Source organism: Acinetobacter tjernbergiae DSM 14971 = CIP 107465 (genome assembly GCF_000374425.1).
In the GTDB taxonomy this organism is placed as follows: domain Bacteria; phylum Pseudomonadota; class Gammaproteobacteria; order Pseudomonadales; family Moraxellaceae; genus Acinetobacter; species Acinetobacter tjernbergiae.
In genome coordinates this window covers 42,259-59,243 of the sequence record NZ_KB894360.1, presented here as the reverse complement: position 1 = coordinate 59,243, position 16,985 = coordinate 42,259, and the positions used below count along the sequence as shown (strand labels likewise).

General features: G+C 39.3%; 15 protein-coding genes. All 15 read left to right on the top strand.

The features are described from left to right. The first annotated feature begins 96 nt into the window (after nt 1-96). The 15 genes from dnaX to C502_RS0107430 all read left to right on the top strand — a co-directional run bounded on the left by dnaX (nt 97) and on the right by C502_RS0107430 (nt 16,923). Complete coding sequence (dnaX, locus tag C502_RS0107500; protein WP_018678218.1) at nt 97-2,109, top strand: DNA polymerase III subunit gamma/tau; 2,013 nt, start codon at nt 97-99, stop codon at nt 2,107-2,109. Between the two features lie 248 nt (nt 2,110-2,357). Further along, nucleotides 2,358-2,996 carry a TerD family protein gene (locus tag C502_RS0107495; RefSeq protein WP_018678217.1) on the top strand — a complete coding sequence of 213 codons (639 nt, stop codon included), beginning with the start codon at nt 2,358-2,360 and terminating at the stop codon, nt 2,994-2,996. A gap of 82 nt (nt 2,997-3,078) precedes the next feature. Further along, nucleotides 3,079-3,714 (top strand): vWA domain-containing protein, encoded by a 636-nt coding sequence (locus tag C502_RS0107490; protein ID WP_018678216.1) that lies wholly within the window; start codon nt 3,079-3,081, stop codon nt 3,712-3,714. Nucleotides 3,715-3,742: 28 nt separating this feature from the next. Beyond that, the gene (locus C502_RS0107485; RefSeq protein WP_018678215.1) at nt 3,743-4,801 is read left to right on the top strand and encodes a TerY-C metal binding domain-containing protein; all 1,059 of its coding nucleotides are present in this window, start codon (nt 3,743-3,745) and stop codon (nt 4,799-4,801) included. Nucleotides 4,802-4,821: 20 nt separating this feature from the next. Then, nucleotides 4,822-6,564 (top strand): PP2C family serine/threonine-protein phosphatase, encoded by a 1,743-nt coding sequence (locus tag C502_RS0107480; RefSeq protein ID WP_018678214.1) that lies wholly within the window; start codon nt 4,822-4,824, stop codon nt 6,562-6,564. A gap of 2 nt (nt 6,565-6,566) precedes the next feature. After that, entirely contained in the window at nt 6,567-8,096 is a 1,530-nt protein-coding gene (locus C502_RS0107475) for a helix-hairpin-helix domain-containing protein (protein ID WP_018678213.1), read from the top strand. Beyond that, nucleotides 8,096-9,157: an ATP-grasp domain-containing protein gene (locus C502_RS0107470; protein WP_018678212.1), complete on the top strand. Its 1,062-nt coding sequence runs from the start codon at nt 8,096-8,098 to the stop codon at nt 9,155-9,157. The genes C502_RS0107475 and C502_RS0107470 overlap by 1 nt, the downstream gene beginning before the upstream one ends. Nucleotides 9,158-9,211: 54 nt before the next feature. Then, nucleotides 9,212-10,330 (top strand): phosphoribosyltransferase domain-containing protein, encoded by a 1,119-nt coding sequence (locus tag C502_RS0107465; RefSeq protein WP_018678211.1) that lies wholly within the window; start codon nt 9,212-9,214, stop codon nt 10,328-10,330. A gap of 12 nt (nt 10,331-10,342) precedes the next feature. Beyond that, nucleotides 10,343-11,161 carry an HAD hydrolase family protein gene (locus C502_RS0107460; RefSeq protein ID WP_018678210.1) on the top strand — a complete coding sequence of 273 codons (819 nt, stop codon included), beginning with the start codon at nt 10,343-10,345 and terminating at the stop codon, nt 11,159-11,161. After that, the gene (stiP, locus tag C502_RS0107455; RefSeq protein WP_018678209.1) at nt 11,145-12,296 is read left to right on the top strand and encodes a cysteine protease StiP; all 1,152 of its coding nucleotides are present in this window, start codon (nt 11,145-11,147) and stop codon (nt 12,294-12,296) included. Before C502_RS0107460 ends, stiP begins: the two co-directional genes overlap by 17 nt. A 1-nt stretch (nt 12,297) precedes the next feature. After that, nucleotides 12,298-13,182 (top strand): HpcH/HpaI aldolase/citrate lyase family protein, encoded by an 885-nt coding sequence (locus C502_RS0107450; RefSeq protein WP_018678208.1) that lies wholly within the window; start codon nt 12,298-12,300, stop codon nt 13,180-13,182. Between the two features lie 72 nt (nt 13,183-13,254). Further along, nucleotides 13,255-14,439, top strand: coding sequence for a TerD family protein (locus tag C502_RS0107445; RefSeq protein WP_018678207.1), 1,185 nt, complete (start codon nt 13,255-13,257; stop codon nt 14,437-14,439). 114 nt (nt 14,440-14,553) lie between these two features. Further along, entirely contained in the window at nt 14,554-15,132 is a 579-nt protein-coding gene (locus C502_RS0107440) for a TerD family protein (protein ID WP_018678206.1), read from the top strand. 48 nt (nt 15,133-15,180) lie between these two features. Then, nucleotides 15,181-16,263 (top strand): DUF475 domain-containing protein, encoded by a 1,083-nt coding sequence (locus C502_RS0107435; RefSeq protein ID WP_018678205.1) that lies wholly within the window; start codon nt 15,181-15,183, stop codon nt 16,261-16,263. Nucleotides 16,264-16,347: 84 nt separating this feature from the next. Further along, nucleotides 16,348-16,923, top strand: a complete 576-nt coding sequence (locus C502_RS0107430; RefSeq protein ID WP_018678204.1) for a TerD family protein — start codon at nt 16,348-16,350, stop codon at nt 16,921-16,923. The last annotated feature ends 62 nt before the right edge of the window (nt 16,924-16,985 follow it).

Below are 16,985 nucleotides of genomic sequence, written 5' to 3'. Positions count from 1 at the left end.
AAGAATTGAATGTATTTAAACTTGATCAATTAGAAGCGTATTCGTTTACAGTCCTTTCAAAAAAACAGTATCCTTAAGCTGCAAAAAGGAGCATACATGTATCAAGTACTGGCAAGAAAATACCGTCCACGTAATTTCAATGAGTTAGTGGGGCAAAACCATGTTTCTCGTGCTTTAACTAGCGCATTAGAGCGTGGACGCTTGCATCATGCTTACTTGTTTACAGGAACGCGTGGTGTCGGAAAAACCACGATTGCCCGTATTTTAGCCAAATGCTTGAACTGTGAGACAGGCGTAACTTCAACGCCGTGTGAAGTCTGCGCGACATGTAAGGCGGTGAATGAAGGTCGTTTTATTGATTTAATTGAAATTGATGCAGCATCGCGTACCAAAGTTGAAGATACACGTGAGTTACTCGATAATGTTCCTTATGCACCGACACAAGGTCGCTTCAAGGTCTACTTGATTGATGAAGTACATATGCTTTCAACGCATTCATTTAATGCGCTCTTAAAAACACTAGAAGAACCACCTGAGCATGTAAAATTTTTATTTGCGACCACAGATCCACAAAAATTACCTATCACCGTAATCTCACGTTGCCTACAGTTTACCTTGCGTCCTTTAGCTGTTGATGAAATTACAACGCATCTAGCGGCGATTTTAAGTAAAGAACATATTGACGCAGATCAGGATGCGATTTGGCAAATTGCTGAATCTGCACAAGGTTCTTTGCGAGATGCATTGTCTTTAACTGACCAAGCGATTGCTTATGGTCAGGGTGCAGTCCATCATCAAGATGTGAAAGACATGTTGGGATTGATTGATCGAACCATTATTTATGATTTGATTTTGGCAATTCACCAAAATCAGCAAGCGCGTGTGAGCCAGTTACTTTTACAGTTTAGGCAACAAGCCTTAGATGTGTCATTGGTGTTGGATCAATTGGTTTCGACATTACATGAACTGGCTTTGTTGCAGTATTTACCTGATCTTGCTTTGAAATATAGTGAAGAAATAAATCAGAAAATTTTGCAACTTTCTAAACTGATTTCTGCTCAAGATTTGCAGCTTTATTATCAAATTGCATGTAAAGGACGATCAGATTTGCAATTGGCTGTCACCCAAGAGCAAGGTTTTGAAATGTGTGTTTTACGCTTGCTTGCATTTAGACCTTTGTCTGCAGGTGAGATCACGATTGAGGGGAATAATAATCCTCATCATGTTGACGTACCTCAACCGAGTGTAATTTCATCTCATGTTCAGCAATTACAACAAACGCCACAGCCAGTCAATATTCAACTTGCAGTTCAGCAGGAAGTGCTTAGTGTTGAACCTGAACCTGAACCTGAACCTGAACCTGAACCTGAACCTGAACCTGAACCTGAACCTGAACCTGAACCTGAACCTGAACCTGAACCTGAACCTGCTATGCAAGATCATCAGCTTATGGTCTTTGATGCACAGGATGGAGAGCTTATTGGTTTAGAGCAGAGTTTAGAGCAACTAAACCCTCAGTTTGATCTTATGCAATCAGATGATGTTTTGATTTTTCCTGTCGAACAAAATATTGCGGTTGAGGTGGAACAACATGTTCAAGTGAGGGATGAGCAGGTTGTAGAGCGTGATGTTGATATTTTCATTGAAACAACAATCGTTGCAACGCTTGAAGCAGAACAAAGCAATTTAATGCCACAAGATATTTTAAAACTGCGTGAACAAGTTTTAGAAGGTGAATGGAGTCTAGAAAAATGGGAATATTGGTTTAGAACCAGTCAGTTGTCACCTGCTGTTCAGGAGTTAGCACAACACGGTGTGATGCAAGGGCAGATTGATGGTGTATCTATCTTTCATATCCCACAAGAGTATGAAGGGATGCTAACGCAATTACGACAAGGTATTGAAGATGAATTGAAACTACAATGGGCAAATACACAATTTAATGTCCAGTATGGCGCAGTGAGTTCAGATACGCCTTTAATCATGCAAAATGCACGTAAAGAAAAAGCGTTTCATCGGGCAGTCGAGTTATTGCAACAAGAGCCAACTATTAAGAGTTTGATAGAGACTTTTGATGCAGAATTACAAAACATTCAGCTCAGTTCATAAGGGGTAGACAGCTCCGTATTTATTTCTTACTTCTTAATGATTTTTATAGATAAAAATTATCGTTTGTGTTAGAAAATGTAAGTCAGATAAACAGTTAGAATCTAAAACATTCTGCTGTTTTATTTGGCTATTTGTTAGGTAAACCTAATCAATAAAACTAGATGATATAAAAGCGACCAAATCAAAAAATATCACTAGAAATAACAGAGCTTCATAAATTTTTAAATTAAAAAAAAGGGTACATAAAAATGGCTGTTAGTTTAGGTAAGGGTCAGGGTATTAGTTTAAAGAAAACCGAAAATAATTTATCCCAAGTCACCATTGGCTTGGGTTGGGATATTCAAGCGCAGAAAAAAAGTTTTCTTGGATTATTTGGGGGTGGTACTGCGGATTATGACTTGGATGTAATCGCATTTTTAGTCGGTGAAAATGGTAAAGTGAATAATCTAGGGCGTGATGCGCAAGGGAATGTGACTTTACAGAATGGCGATGTGGTGTTTTTCAATAATCAATATCATGGTTCGGGGCATATTTGGTTAACAGGTGATAATCGTACGGGTGCGGGCGATGGAGATGATGAGCAGATTATTGTTAAGTTAAATGACTTATCTCAACAATATCATAAAGTTGTATTTGTTGTTCAAATCTATAAAGCGGTTGAAAATAAGCAGCATTTTGGTCAAGTGAACAATGCTTTTATTCGTGCTGTTGATGCCACAGGTAAAGAAATGGTGCGTTTTGATTTGTCTGGAACAGGACAATATGAGCAGCAACGTTCTTTATTGTTTGCTGAATTGGTACGAGAAACATCGGGTTGGTCATTTAATGCTGTAGGGCAAGCATCATCCTCTGATTCTTTTGTTGAATGGTTAAAACACTATGCTTAAACCATTCTGATCAACATTTTAATAAATACTAGGGCTATTTATATTTGAAAGCCCTAGTATTCTGTAGCTGAGAGATCTTTCTATGCGTCGTTTGCCTGTTTATATTTTGTTGGATACGTCTGGGTCTATGCGAGGTGAGCCGATTCACTCAGTGAATGTCGGATTGCAGTCCATGCTGAGCGCATTGCGTCAAGATCCTTATGCATTAGAAAGTGTTTATTTAAGTATTATTACTTTTGATTTAGAAGCAAAAATTTATTTGCCTTTAACCCCTTTGGAGCAAGTGCAACTTGCCGAAATTCAGGCGCCAAGTGCAGGGGCAACCTTTATGGGAGCTGCTTTGGAGCTTCTTGCTGAATGTGTTAATCAACAAGTACAAACGAATACAACGGATGAGAAAGGCGATTGGCGACCTTTACTCTTCATCATGACAGATGGTTCACCCTCAGATATTTATGCCTATCAACAGGTCATTCCTGTGATTCAACAATTCAATTTTGCCAGTATTGTGGCATGTGCGGCTGGCCCGAAAGCAAAGCAAGAGTACTTATTGCAACTCACGGATAAGGTTGTGGTATTGGACACTATGGACGCAGCTTCATTTTCTGGATTTTTTAAATGGGTCTCAGCCAGTGTGGTCGCAGGAAGTAGTAGTGCAGGTATTTCAGGTTCGATTTCATTGCCGCCACCTCCGCCAGAAGTACAGTTAGTTTTGTAATTCGATCATCAATCATTAAGGATAAAAGATGCGCCGTTTACCTGTTTTTTTTGTATTGGATTGTTCTGAGTCGATGGCTGGACAGAATATCCAACAGATGCAGCAAGGCATCCAGTTAATCATGCAGCAATTGCGCAAAGATCCTTATGCTTTAGAAACGGTTTATGTTTCTGTGATTGCATTTGCTGGGTTGGTTCGAACACTGGTTCCGTTGGTTGAAGTATTTGCCTATTATCCTGTGAAATTACCTTTAGGTGGTGGTACACATTTAGGCAAGGCTTTAGAGCATTTAATGAATGAATTTGATCGCCATTTAATAAAAACCACTGAGGACACCAAAGGTGATTGGAAACCTGTGGTGTATTTATTTACAGATGGTCGTCCAACAGATGAATGTAAAGATGCAATTTATCGTTGGCAGAAAAAATATGCTCGACGCTGCACTTTAATTGCCTTAGGCATGGGCAAAAATGTGGATTATCAAACTTTAAAACAATTAACAGAGCATTGTATTGCCTTTGATGAGCTGAATGAGCATGATTTTAAAAAGTTTTTCCAATGGATTAGTGCTTCGGTATTAGCACAAAGTAAGAGTATTGGTGATGGGCAGGAACATAATCACTTACCAAGTTTAGATGAAAGCTATATGCGATTGGTGAAAGACCTTCCTGCTAAAAATACGTTGGTGGATGAAAAATGTGTCACTTTTGTCGGGCGTTGTGCGAAGCTCAATCGTCCTTATCTGATGAAATATGAGCGAGAAATTCAGTACAAAGCCCCACAAGATTTAAATATCGAACTTAATTTGTATCATTTTCAATTAACTGAATGTTGCAAAATAGATGAAGATTATTTTACGTGGTCTGATCAGAGCCAACATCAGCAACAAGTCAATACAACCTTATTAAAAGGCGCACCTGAATGTCCACATTGTTTGGCTGATACCGCATTTGCAATGTGTGGTTGTGGTCAATTGATGTGTTATGACGGGTTCAGTGAAGAAGCAACCTGTCCGTGGTGTCGTCGCCAAATTCGCTTTGGTTATGGTGGAATTGATGGTTTTGATGTACAACGAGGGCGTGGTTAAAATAGCCATAAGGAATAAGCATGTCTCAAGTTTTACATCCAGAGATACAAAGCGCTTTCACTGGTTTATTAACGCAATTATTACAAGATAAAACTAAATCAACTGACTTGAGCGAAAATGCAGAATGGATCAGTCAGTTGCTCAAAAACAAACGTATTTATAATGCTTATTATGATTTGGCTGAAGAGATTTATGATGCGAGTGCTTTTCAATGTGAGCAACTCCCATATTTTCACCAAACTCAGCTATACCATATTTTGCAACAAGGACGACGTGCCATTTATTTACCTTGTCAAAATAGTTTAAGCAGCTTCGATCAACAGTGTGATCGTGAAATAGTACCTGAAAATGGGGGAATTCATGCACATGCTGAAAGCTTGCGATCAGAGCGATATACGAAGAATCGTAATGAATTTAATTCAACAATTGATACCCAATTCGAGATGATTCCCCCTTATCGATTGAGTGCAGATGCCACTTCAGTCGATATTGTAAAAACGGTGAAAAAAATGCCTTATTTTCAGATTCCAAATGCACGTGTTGGGCAAATTTATCAAGCCAAGATTCAAATGCAACATCCGATACAACAACTGGTTTATATCTGTGCCGATCGTATTGAAATCTCAGATGAGTTAGGTCTCTTTTTTAATCAGGATATGCAGCAGTTGCAAGGAACGCCATTGCAGGCGGGCGAGTTTAAGTTAAATTTTCAATATAAAATCAATCCAGAACAAGCCGATTGGCAGCAAGGTGAAGTTACCTTTATTGTCACGCCTGATCCACGCAGTTTATGGCAAATCAATGAACCCGACTTAAATGAACCTTATCAGAAAAGTCATAGCGATTCTGATTACATTCAAGCAGAGACTTTTAAGATTGCTGCTTGTAGTCAAAGAGGGCGTTCACATGAGCATGCAGGAACTTTTCGTGATGATGATTTTCTGATAAGGCAAATAGACAACAGTGATTGGGCTATTTTAATCGTGGCGGATGGTGCGGGGAGTGCTGATTTTTCTCGGCGTGGTTCGCAACTGGCAGTGCAGTCTATGGGACAGGTATTGCATGATCATTTAAAGCAACAACGAGAGCAGTTAGATCAACTGATAGCAGGTTGGCAGGTTGGAGAAGTGGATCAGCAGTTACAAGCTTTAGGTCAGCAGTTGCAGGATTTATTTTATCAAGCAGCCTTGAGCGCAGTTGAAGCGATTGAACACGAAGCACATCAGCAGCAAGTGGATGTAAAAAAATTCTCTACGACATTACTGGCTGCAATCGTAAAACAACAACCAGAACGTACACTGATCAGTAGTTTTTGGATTGGGGATGGTGCAATCGCCGTTTATAGCCCTGATAAAATACGATTGATGGGCAAACCTGATGGTGGAGAGTTTGCAGGTCAAACTCGATTTTTATCTCGGCAAGTGGTCAATCAATTTAGTGCACAGGTGAATATTGGTTATTTCCAAGACTGCCAAGCGGTATTTCTGATGACCGATGGTATTTCAGACCCATGTTTTGAAACAGATGCAGGCTTGAATAATCTGCAAAAATGGCAACAGTTGTGGCAAGAGATTCAGCCAAAATTGCAGCATGAAAAACCAGATCAAGCCTTATTGGAATGGTCAAAATTCTTTAGTGCAGGGCATCATGATGATCGTACTTTGGCGGTTTTATGGCAAGATTTATTGCAAAAAAGGGCTGATGAGAACGATGATCAAAAAAACTCAGAACTGAATGCACACGATAAGCCGCTTAGAGGTTAAAGATGAATAAAATCATTCAATGTCAAACTCTAGATGGTCGGTCGATTGCATTTGTGGATGAAGTGATTGGCTCAGGTGCGATGAAAGATGTGTATTTTTCACCTGATAAATCTTATGTCGTCTGTTTTTTTACGAAAGAGAAAAACAGTTTTTATCAATCACAAGCAGAATTAGAGCGTCAAAAAGATCGTTTAAAAGAAATTGTCGGCAATAAATGGCAAGGAATTTTTAATAGTGCTGGTGGTGACTATTGGAAGAATGTGTTTTGTTGGCCTGATGGTTTGGTGGAATATAATGGTTTACTTGGAATCACAGCTCCGACCTATCAACAGGCATTTTTCTTTGAATTTGGTTCAAAGAATGATGATTTTTTGGGAATTAAAGGCAAAGAAAAAGAAGGCAAGTGGTTTGCAAGTGCCAATAACCAAACTCGTTTCCTTGACGAACGAGAAAAAGGCACATGGCTGAATTATTTAAAAATTTGCATCCTGATTGCGCGTGCAGTACGGCGTATGCATGCAGCAGGCTTAGCACATTCTGATTTATCGTATAAGAATATTCTCATTGATCCTGTGACGGGTCGTGCTTGTGTAATTGATGTGGATGGTTTGGTTGTCCCAGGTAAATATCCGCCTGATGTTGTGGGAACGCCTGATTTTATTGCGCCTGAAGTGATACAGACCAATCATTTGAAAAAAGATGACCCAAAACGCCATTTACCGAATATCATGACCGATCGGCATGCCTTAGCTGTATTAATTTATATGTATTTGTTATATCGGCATCCATTACGTGGTGGGTTAGTGCATGATCTCAATGATCCTCAACGAGATGAAAATCTTGCAATGGGTGAACAAGCTTTATTTATTGAACATCCAACGGATCATCGTAATCGAGTCAAAGTAAGTCAAGTTCGTCCGAGTGCTTTACCTTGGGCTGATCCAGAAAAAATTCCTTTTGATGTGACAGGCCCTTATCTTAAAGATTTATTTTTAAAAAGTTTTGTGACAGGTTTACATCAACCGCAACAGCGTCCCTCAGCAAATGACTGGGAAACTGCTTTGGTGAAAACAGTTGATTTAATTCAACCTTGTCTAAATACGAATTGCAGTCAAAAATGGTATATTTTTGATAATACGACACAACCTATATGTCCTTTCTGTGGTACTCAATTTAAAGGGCAATTACCTGTTTTAAATTTATATTCAGCGCGTCAAGAAGGGAGTTTTAGACCTGATAACCATCGGTTAATGGTCTGGACAGGGCAGTCAATTTATCAGTGGCATGCGAATAGTTTAATTGCACCCAATGAGCGTTTGACTGCTGAGCAAACTAAACGTGTGGGTTATTTTATTTTTCATCAAGGGCAATGGTGGTTGGTCAATGAAAATTTACCTGATTTGATGGATGTAGCAACGAAGACAGTCGTGCCGATTGGTACAAAAATTGAATTAACAGATGGCAAGCAAATTTTATTATCCCGTCAGGATGGCGGGCGTTTAGTGGTGGTTCAGATGGTAGTGTGTCCTTAATGATAAAGTTAAATTTAAATGCTCCACAAATTGATGAAACAAAGGTGATTTCTCCGCATTCAATTGGAATTTGGTTTACTCAAGCACATTCTTGTCAAAGAGATTTGGTCTTAGCTGCAAAGCAAATGCGCTCAGATTTTCCGATTCATATCATCGCATCTCATCAGGATTTGCGCCCTGAAATTACATCTGCTGCGGATATTGCTTTACAAGAGCCTATTTTGTCAGAACGAGTAGAATGGGTGTTGGAGCAAGCACAGCGCTTACAGGTTAAATTGATTGTTGCTGGACGATTTGGACGTATTTATTTAGAGCAAAAGCATCGTTTTGATGCGCTTGGTATTCGTCTAATGGCAGGCTGTGATACCGCAGAAAATGTAGGGCAGCTACATGATAAATCAGCATTTACACAAATTTGTACAGAGCATGATATTCCTGTTGTGCCTGCAACGACTGTTGAAACAGCGGATCAATTACAAACTGCTTATGATGAATGGTCAGCGCAAGGTGATGTCTGTGTGAAGCCTGTGACAGGAGTATTTGCTTCTGGATTTTGGCGTTTAGACCCAAATGCTACACCGTTCGATATGTTTCATAACAGCCAAAATTTTAAAGCTCATCCACAGACCTTTATTGAAAGTTATCGTCAGCTCACACAAACCCCTGCCTATTTGGTGATGCCATTTTTATCTGGGCATGAATGTTCTGTCGATATGTTGTGTGTTCATGGTGAAGTGCGTTATGCCGTGGCTCGTTATAAACATCGTGGTGATTATCAAACCTTAACCTTGGATGATCCTGCAATTGATCTTGGGCGACGCGTAGCACGTTTATTTCATTGTGATGGTTTAGTGAATATGCAAGCGCGTTATAACCATGTCGGTGAACTCTATATTTTAGAAGTCAATCCACGACCTTCAGGTGGAATTAGTCATACCTTCCATAGTGGTGTTAATTTAGTGGTTGCTCTTATTTCAGAGTTTCTTGAGCATGAGTACCAAGCGGAAGTTATGCCTAGCAATATAACAGTTCGAAATATTAGTCAAAGTCTGCAAGTTTAACTTCCAGATTTGATCGCTAAATATACCTTTTACTGATTTGAATGATAAAGCTTTATGATTAAGATTGAATTGCAGCGCGGCACATTAACCTTACAACCTAGCAAAGATAATGTATGGCAATGGCAAGATTTATTAGGCTTTGCCGAACGTATTAACCCAAAACGTGCTTTTTTATTTGTATCAAAAGTATTGGGTCGGCATATTCCAGTGAGTCCTGTGATTATTCGCCAAGCTTTTACTGATTTAGCACAACAAGTTCCTGCAAATTTACCTGAACCTGTTCTGGTGATTGGGATGGCAGAAACCGCCGTTGGTTTGGGGGCAGGTGTCCATCAGGTGTTACAACGACAATATCCTGATGCTTTGTATGTCACAACGACTCGACATCCTGTGGCAGACGCGCCATTACTCGTTCGTTTTTTAGAAGAACACAGTCATGCGCAAGATCAACTGTTATATAGCTCAGCTGATCCAGAAATTCATGCTCAGATCTTAGCGAGTAAAAGTATTGTTCTGGTTGATGATGAAGCTTCGACAGGGAAAACCTTTATTAATCTGATCTCAGCTTTGCGGAATGCAAGTTTAAATGAGATTTCGCATGTGGTGACTGCAACTTTAGCGGATTGGTCATCAGGGATTCATATTTCAGGTCTAGAGTGTCAATCTGTGGCGTTGATGACAGGCACATGGCAATGGCAAGATGCTGAAAATCCTAAAAAAATTGAGATGCCAAAAGTCGATACGATTGCATTTGGTGAATTTGAAGCTTTAGCGCAACCGACATGGGGACGCTTACCCGTAAAGGATACAACTGCACATATTCGACTCTCTGCTCAAGCACAAGAACGAATCTTGGTTTTAGGCAGTGGTGAATATGTTTGGTCTTCTTTTTTATTGGCGGAACATTTACAGCAACAAGGTGCGGATGTGAAATTCAGTGCGATTACACGTTCTCCGATCGCAGAGGGACATGCGATTCAGTCGGGATTGGCATTTTCGGATAACTATGGTCTAGGTATTCAAAACTTTGTCTACAATATCAATCCAGTAGATTATGATCGGATCCTTATTACGGTTGAAACGACGAAAGATTCAGTGGCGACCGAATTATTAGCTGCGTTACCAAATGCCGAAGTAATTAGTGCTGTAGATTACCCTCACCATATTTCTTAATTGTATGTTTTTATGACTGATTTTTTATTAAGTTCAACTCCCGTTTTAGCTCCAATTATGTTAGTTGATTTGGATGATACTTTATTTCAAACACATCGACGAATTACGCCTCAACCCGACTTTAAAATGGCAACGACCGATAAACAGGGACAGGCTTTGGCGTATATGAACCCTGTACAACAACATTTTGTGCAATGGTTATTACAAAGTACGCATGTGATTCCTGTGACTGCTCGTAGTGCGGAAGCACTGTCTCGTGTCCATTTGCCATTTCAGTATGGCGCGGTATGTTCTCATGGTGGAACTGTTTTAAATGCTGATCTGTCAATTAACCAAGATTGGCATTCACAGATGCAACAGGTTTTACTGCCTTATAAAGCGCGGTTGCAGGCTTTAATGCAAGTTATACAACAAGCAGTTGACTTCGGCTCAATTCGGACATGGATCGTTGAAGAACAAGGTTTGGGTTTATATCTTGTTGCCAAGCAAAATACTGAAAATGACAATCCATATGCGCCGAATTTTTTACCTGAATTATTGAATAGTTTGAGTGATGAATTATTAGATGGATTTTATTTCCATTTGAATGGTAATAATTTGGCGTTTATCCCCAAACCTGTCAGTAAAGCCAATGCTGCAAAATTCTTATTACAGCAACTTGATGTGCCACAACGTAGCGTTTTAGGTTTTGGTGATAGTTTGTCTGATGTTGAATTTTTAAATTTATGCGATTGGTGGGGCATGCCAAATCATAGCCAATTGAATCGTTGGGTCAAACATAACTTGGCGCAACAATATGTACAAGAAGGGTATTATGGCGATTATCAATAAGCAACAAGCCGATGCACTGATTTCAAAACAAGGGTTTAGTGGCAGTTATTTACCTGAACAAGTGATCTTTTTATTGCGCCGCACTCATATTCAGGCGACGGATACCGTAGAGAAAGAACATTTAATTCAGTCTGGGCAAAAGCACTATTCTCAGATGATTAGTCAGGAACATGCACCCTCTGAACGTCATTTAGCGCTGTATGAAAATGCTTTGCAACAAGGGCAGCAACGTTTGGCGGAGAATGTACAACAGTTAGCGCAAAGCTTAGCAATGCAATTTGTTGAGCCAATCGTGTTGGTGAGTTTTGTGCGTGCAGGTGTACCCTTAGGTGTGTTGCTTTACCATGCTTTACAAGATTTAGATCGTCCTTGTATCCATTATGGGGTGAGTATTCTTCGTGATCGCGGGATTGATTTTGCAGCCTTAGAAACCATTATTGCCAAACATGGACATCAATCGATTGTTTTTGTGGATGGTTGGACAGGCAAAGGCGCAATTCGACAAGAATTACAGCGGAGTTTGGGAGATGACCCTCGTTTTGCCAATCGACCACTGCCTTTGGTTGTATTGTCTGATATTGGGGGCTGTGCATGGTTGGCTGCAAGTGGTGATGATTGGTTGATTCCGTCAGGAGTGTTGGGTTCAACAATTTCAGGTTTAATTTCGCGAACGATTTGTGAAGGTGAACCACTTAAAGCCGAAGAGATTAATGCGCAAAATATTGACCAATGGCATAGTTGTATTGAATATACTCAGCTAGAAAAATTTGATCAATCACAACAGTTTATTGAGAAAATTAATCAAATCCGCCGTCAATGTTCGGTTCAGCCAAATGCAGTTTGGACAGAGACACAACGGCAACAACAGCACCAACAAAGCCAGCAAGTGATTCAAGATTTGGCACAGCAATATCAGATCACCAATTTAAATCGAATTAAGCCGAGTATTGCAGAAGCAACACGTGCAATTTTGCGCCGTGTGCCTGATTTGGTGTTATTACGAGATGCCGATGATGCTGATACTGCTTTATTACGTCATCTTACGGATATTACCCAGACACCGACCAAAGTCGTTGGTGATCAAATTGCACCCTATCGTGCCATTACATTAATTCAAAAATTAGGGAAAAACTAATATGTTATCTGCATTGTCATTGGGGGCAACATTATATATGCCCGCCACGCGACCAGATTTATGGCAAGTGGTGAAAGGTGAAAAATATCCTGAATTACGTTCAGTGGTATTATGTTTAGAAGATGCCGTGGTCGAGCATGATGTTGAGTTTGCGAAAGAGAATTTAAAAAAATTATTGCAACATCTACAACAGAATCAAAGAAACTCACAGCATCCACAGTTATTTATTCGTCCTCGCCATTTAGAAATGGCAGAAGAACTGATGCAATGGGCAGAGATTCAGTTATTAGATGGTATGGTTTTACCTAAATTTGGCTTATCTAATTTGAATCAATGGCATGCGATTTTATCATCTGATTTAAAACTGATGCCGACCCTAGAAACACCTGACACATTTGATATGGGGGAAATGAAGGAATTAAGACAAGCTTTACAACAACAATTCCATCCTGTATTGGTATTGAGAATAGGTGGTAATGATTTATTAAACTGTTTGGCATTACGTCGTCCAAATGATATGACGTTATATCAAACGCCAATCGGGGCTTTAATCTCGAATTTAGCTGGGCAGTTTTTGCCGTATGGTTTTTCTTTAAGTGCGCCAGTCTGTGAACACTTTAGCCAAGTTAAATTATTACAAGATGAATTGTACTTAGATATTCAACATGGTTTATCTGGCAAAACCATTATTCATCCAGCACAAATTCCAATTGTGCATCAAGCATTTCAAGTTAATGAAATTGAATTGAAACAAGCACAAGATATTTTAAATCACGATGCACAGGCAGTTTTTGCATGTCATGGTTCAATGCTTGAACCTGCCACACATAAACATTGGGCAGAGCGAATTTTAGAGCGAGCTAAAGTTTTTGGTTTAAAAATCTAATTGTCGCTATGATGTAAAAATAATTAAATTTCATTTAAAACAAATCCAAATAATATAAACGAGGGTATCGCAATGCAACAACTCATTACTGGGGCGAATTTAGCTTTAACACAGTCCCAGTTTCAAATAAAAATAAAGACGGCGATGCCCGAACAAATAAGTTTGGATATGAGTGCATATATTCTTAATGCCCAAGCTAAAGTGCGCGGCGATGCGGACATGATTTTTTATGGACAAAAGCAAACGCCAAATCGTAGTGTGGAATTGCTAGAATCCACGCATAAGACGCCTTACTTAGCCCAATTTAATGTCAATACCCAATTGTTGGGAGCTGAAATCAGCAAAGTTTCATTTTGCGCTGCAATTGATGGTAACCTGACGATCAATGCAGTTCAGGATATACAGATTGAGTTGTGGGAAAATGGTCAGTTGTCTGCCACAGCAATGATTAAAAGTGCAGAGAAAACGGAGAAAGCCTTAATCTTGGCAGAAGTTTATCGTTACAAAGAATTATGGAAATTCCGTTTTGTGAATCAAGGTTTTAATGGTGGATTAAAGCCATTGTCAGAATACTTTGGTGTAGAGATTAGTGATACACCGCCTGCTGTTCAAACTGCTCCAGTACCGCCAAAACCTGAGAAATTAAGTTTAAGTAAGATTAGTCTAGATAAACAAAACAATAAAATTAATCTAACAAAAAAAGATCAGGCTTTTGGTGAAATTAAAATTAATCTGAATTGGAATCAAAAAACAGCGACAAAACAAAACAGTTTTTTTGACAAAATGCGCAATCATGGCAAAAGTGTTGATCTTGATTTGGGGTGTCTGTTTGAGATGCAAGATGGAACGAGGTCTGTGATACAGGCTTTAGGAGACTGTTTTGGAAACTTCCATACCTTTCCATTCATTGAATTGTCTGGTGATGATCGTACAGGAGCATTGCAAGGTGGGGAATGGTTGAGAATCAATGGGAAAAACTGGGATCAGATTCATCGGGTTGTGATTTTCGCATTTATTTATCAAGGTGTTCCAAATTGGGCTGAAACAGATGCGGTTGTGACCATTTATGTACCTGAACAGCCACCGATTGAGATTCGTTTGATTGAAGGGCAACCATTAGGTATGTGTGGAATTGTTGAATTAGTGAATCAAAAAGGTAATATTGAAGTGCGGCGACATGTTGAGTATGTTAAAGGGCATAAAGAACTTGATCGGGCATTTAATTTTGGATTGCGCTGGGTTGCTGGCAGTAAATAAAAGTAAGATCTAACTTGAATATTGGGTAAAAATGCTTTTATAGAAATTAATCTTATATTTATGTTTAAGTAATGAAGACATTAATTATAAATTTTATCGAGGAGAACATACAAAATGGCAATTAGTTTAAATAAAGGGGGAAATCTTTCCCTTAGTAAAACAGATCCTAACTTAGTCCGTATTTTAATTGGCTTGGGCTGGGACGAACGCGCAACGGATGGAGCAGCATTCGATTTGGATGCAAGTGCATTCTTATTAACTGCGACAGGTAAAGTTCGTGGTGATCATGACTTTATTTTTTATAATCAACTTAAATCACAAGATCATTCGGTTGAACACACAGGTGATAACCGTTCTGGTCAAGGGGATGGTGATGATGAAACATTATTGGTTGATTTATCGAAAGTGTCACCTGAGATTGAAAAAGTCGCAATTACCGTAACGATTCATGATGCACAAGCACGTGGACAAAACTTTGGTCAAATTGCGAATGCTTTTATTCGTGTCGTAAACCAAGATACCAATGTTGAAGTGGTTCGTTTTGATTTAGCAGAAGATTATTCAACTGAAACGGCAATGGTTTTTGGCGAAGTTTATCGCCATAACGGTGAGTGGAAGTTCAAGGCTGTGGGTCAAGGCTATACTGGCGGATTGGCTGCAATGTGCCAACAATATGGTATTCAAGTCGGTTAAGTTTAATTTTTAAATCATGACGATAAGATTTTTATCAAAAGGGACACAATGAAACATTTTCGTTTCTCAATTATTTTCACGATAATCTGCTTAGCGTTATCCGCTTGGTGGGGATTCAGCCATGGACCAGAGGCAGGTATTCAAACCATGCTTCGCGTTTTATTAATTACTGCCATTTTAGCAGTGATGGAGATTTCTCTATCTTTTGATAATGCAGTGGTGAATGCTTCGATCTTACGTCATTGGGATGAGTTCTGGAAAAAGATATTTTTAACGGTCGGTATTCTGATTGCTGTATTTGGGATGCGTTTGATTTTCCCAATTGTGATTGTTGCAATCACAGCAGATATGGGAATGATTGATGTTGTTAAAATGGCGCTCAATGACCCAGTCCATTATTCAGAAAAACTGCTTGCGCACCATGCTGAAATTGCAGCTTTTGGCGGAATGTTCTTATTGCTTGTCTTCTTGAATTTCTTATTTGATGATGGAAAAGATACGCACTGGTTTCACTGGTTGGAATCACGATTAGCGAATCTTGCCAATGTTCCTGCAATGTCTGTATTTGTTGCCATGATTGCATTGCTGATTATGGTGAGTTTAGTAGATATGGAAACTAAACTTGTGGTGACTTTAGCTGGTATTTGGGGGATTGTGGTATATGTCGGTGTTCAGGCATTAGGACATTTACTTGAAAGTAGTCAGACAGAAGAAAGTGATGAAAGTCAGGATGAATCAAAAGCATCAGGCGCATCTAGTACGATTGTAAAAGCAGGTATTGGCGGATTCCTTTACTTAGAAGTACTGGATGCATCATTTAGTTTTGATGGTGTTATTGGTGCATTCGCAATTACCACAGATGTTGTGGTGATTATGCTTGGTTTGGCAATCGGAGCAATGTTTGTCCGTTCGATGACGATTTATTTGGTTGAGAAAGGTACATTAGAAGCATTTGTATTCTTAGAGCATGGCGCAATGTATGCGATTGGTATTCTTGCTGCAATCATGCTTTATACGGGTACAGGCGGTCATGTTCCTGAAGTTGTGACTGGATTGATTGGTGTCGCTTTCATTATCTGGGCAATTTTTTCATCGATTGCTTATGAGAAGCGACAAGCAAAATCTTCATAAAATATATAGATATAGTAGAGAAAATCTGTTATATCAAATGAGAATCAATATTTATTTGAACAGTAGAATAAGGAGTACACTTCAATGGCAATTAGTCTAACCAAAGGCGGAAATGTTAGTTTAACAAAAGAAGCCCCTGGAATTACCAAAACGACAGTAGGTTTGGGTTGGAATCCTCGTGTAACTGATGGTCAAGCATTTGACTTAGATGCGATTGCATTTCTTGTCACTGAAAGCGGTAAAGTACGTGCTGATAATGATTTTATTTTCTTTAATAACTTAAAATCATCTGATGGTTCAGTCGTACACAATGGTGACAACCGTACTGGCGAAGGCGCAGGCGATGATGAGACACTGAGCGTTGATTTAAGTAAAGTCCCAGCGGATGTTGCTAAAGTGATTTTTGCAGTGACTATTTATGATGGTCAAGGGCGTAACCAAAACTTTGGTCAAGTTGCAAATGCTTATATCCGTGTCTGTAATGATGCAGGTGGTAGTGAAATCGCACGTTATGACTTATCTGAAGATAGCAGCACAGAAACAGCAATGATTTTTGGTGAACTATATAAAAATGGTAGCGAATGGAAATTCCGTGCCATTGGTCAAGGTTTTGCAGGTGGTTTAGGACCTTTAGCAGCATCTTTTGGTGTAGCTGTATAATTGATCCCATATCAGAGGATGATACTTCGGTATTGTCTTCTGATCATTACTATAAAATATAA

What these genes read in the sequence shown, in the direction of transcription:
- dnaX (WP_018678218.1), top strand. Translation starts at nt 97, where the DNA reads ATGTATCAAGTACTGGCAAGAAAATACCGTCCACGTAATTTCAATGAG.
- C502_RS0107495 (WP_018678217.1), top strand. Translation starts at nt 2,358, where the DNA reads ATGGCTGTTAGTTTAGGTAAGGGTCAGGGTATTAGTTTAAAGAAAACC.
- C502_RS0107490 (WP_018678216.1), top strand. Translation starts at nt 3,079, where the DNA reads ATGCGTCGTTTGCCTGTTTATATTTTGTTGGATACGTCTGGGTCTATG.
- C502_RS0107485 (WP_018678215.1), top strand. Translation starts at nt 3,743, where the DNA reads ATGCGCCGTTTACCTGTTTTTTTTGTATTGGATTGTTCTGAGTCGATG.
- C502_RS0107480 (WP_018678214.1), top strand. Translation starts at nt 4,822, where the DNA reads ATGTCTCAAGTTTTACATCCAGAGATACAAAGCGCTTTCACTGGTTTA.
- C502_RS0107475 (WP_018678213.1), top strand. Translation starts at nt 6,567, where the DNA reads ATGAATAAAATCATTCAATGTCAAACTCTAGATGGTCGGTCGATTGCA.
- C502_RS0107470 (WP_018678212.1), top strand. Translation starts at nt 8,096, where the DNA reads ATGATAAAGTTAAATTTAAATGCTCCACAAATTGATGAAACAAAGGTG.
- C502_RS0107465 (WP_018678211.1), top strand. Translation starts at nt 9,212, where the DNA reads ATGATTAAGATTGAATTGCAGCGCGGCACATTAACCTTACAACCTAGC.
- C502_RS0107460 (WP_018678210.1), top strand. Translation starts at nt 10,343, where the DNA reads ATGACTGATTTTTTATTAAGTTCAACTCCCGTTTTAGCTCCAATTATG.
- stiP (WP_018678209.1), top strand. Translation starts at nt 11,145, where the DNA reads ATGGCGATTATCAATAAGCAACAAGCCGATGCACTGATTTCAAAACAA.
- C502_RS0107450 (WP_018678208.1), top strand. Translation starts at nt 12,298, where the DNA reads ATGTTATCTGCATTGTCATTGGGGGCAACATTATATATGCCCGCCACG.
- C502_RS0107445 (WP_018678207.1), top strand. Translation starts at nt 13,255, where the DNA reads ATGCAACAACTCATTACTGGGGCGAATTTAGCTTTAACACAGTCCCAG.
- C502_RS0107440 (WP_018678206.1), top strand. Translation starts at nt 14,554, where the DNA reads ATGGCAATTAGTTTAAATAAAGGGGGAAATCTTTCCCTTAGTAAAACA.
- C502_RS0107435 (WP_018678205.1), top strand. Translation starts at nt 15,181, where the DNA reads ATGAAACATTTTCGTTTCTCAATTATTTTCACGATAATCTGCTTAGCG.
- C502_RS0107430 (WP_018678204.1), top strand. Translation starts at nt 16,348, where the DNA reads ATGGCAATTAGTCTAACCAAAGGCGGAAATGTTAGTTTAACAAAAGAA.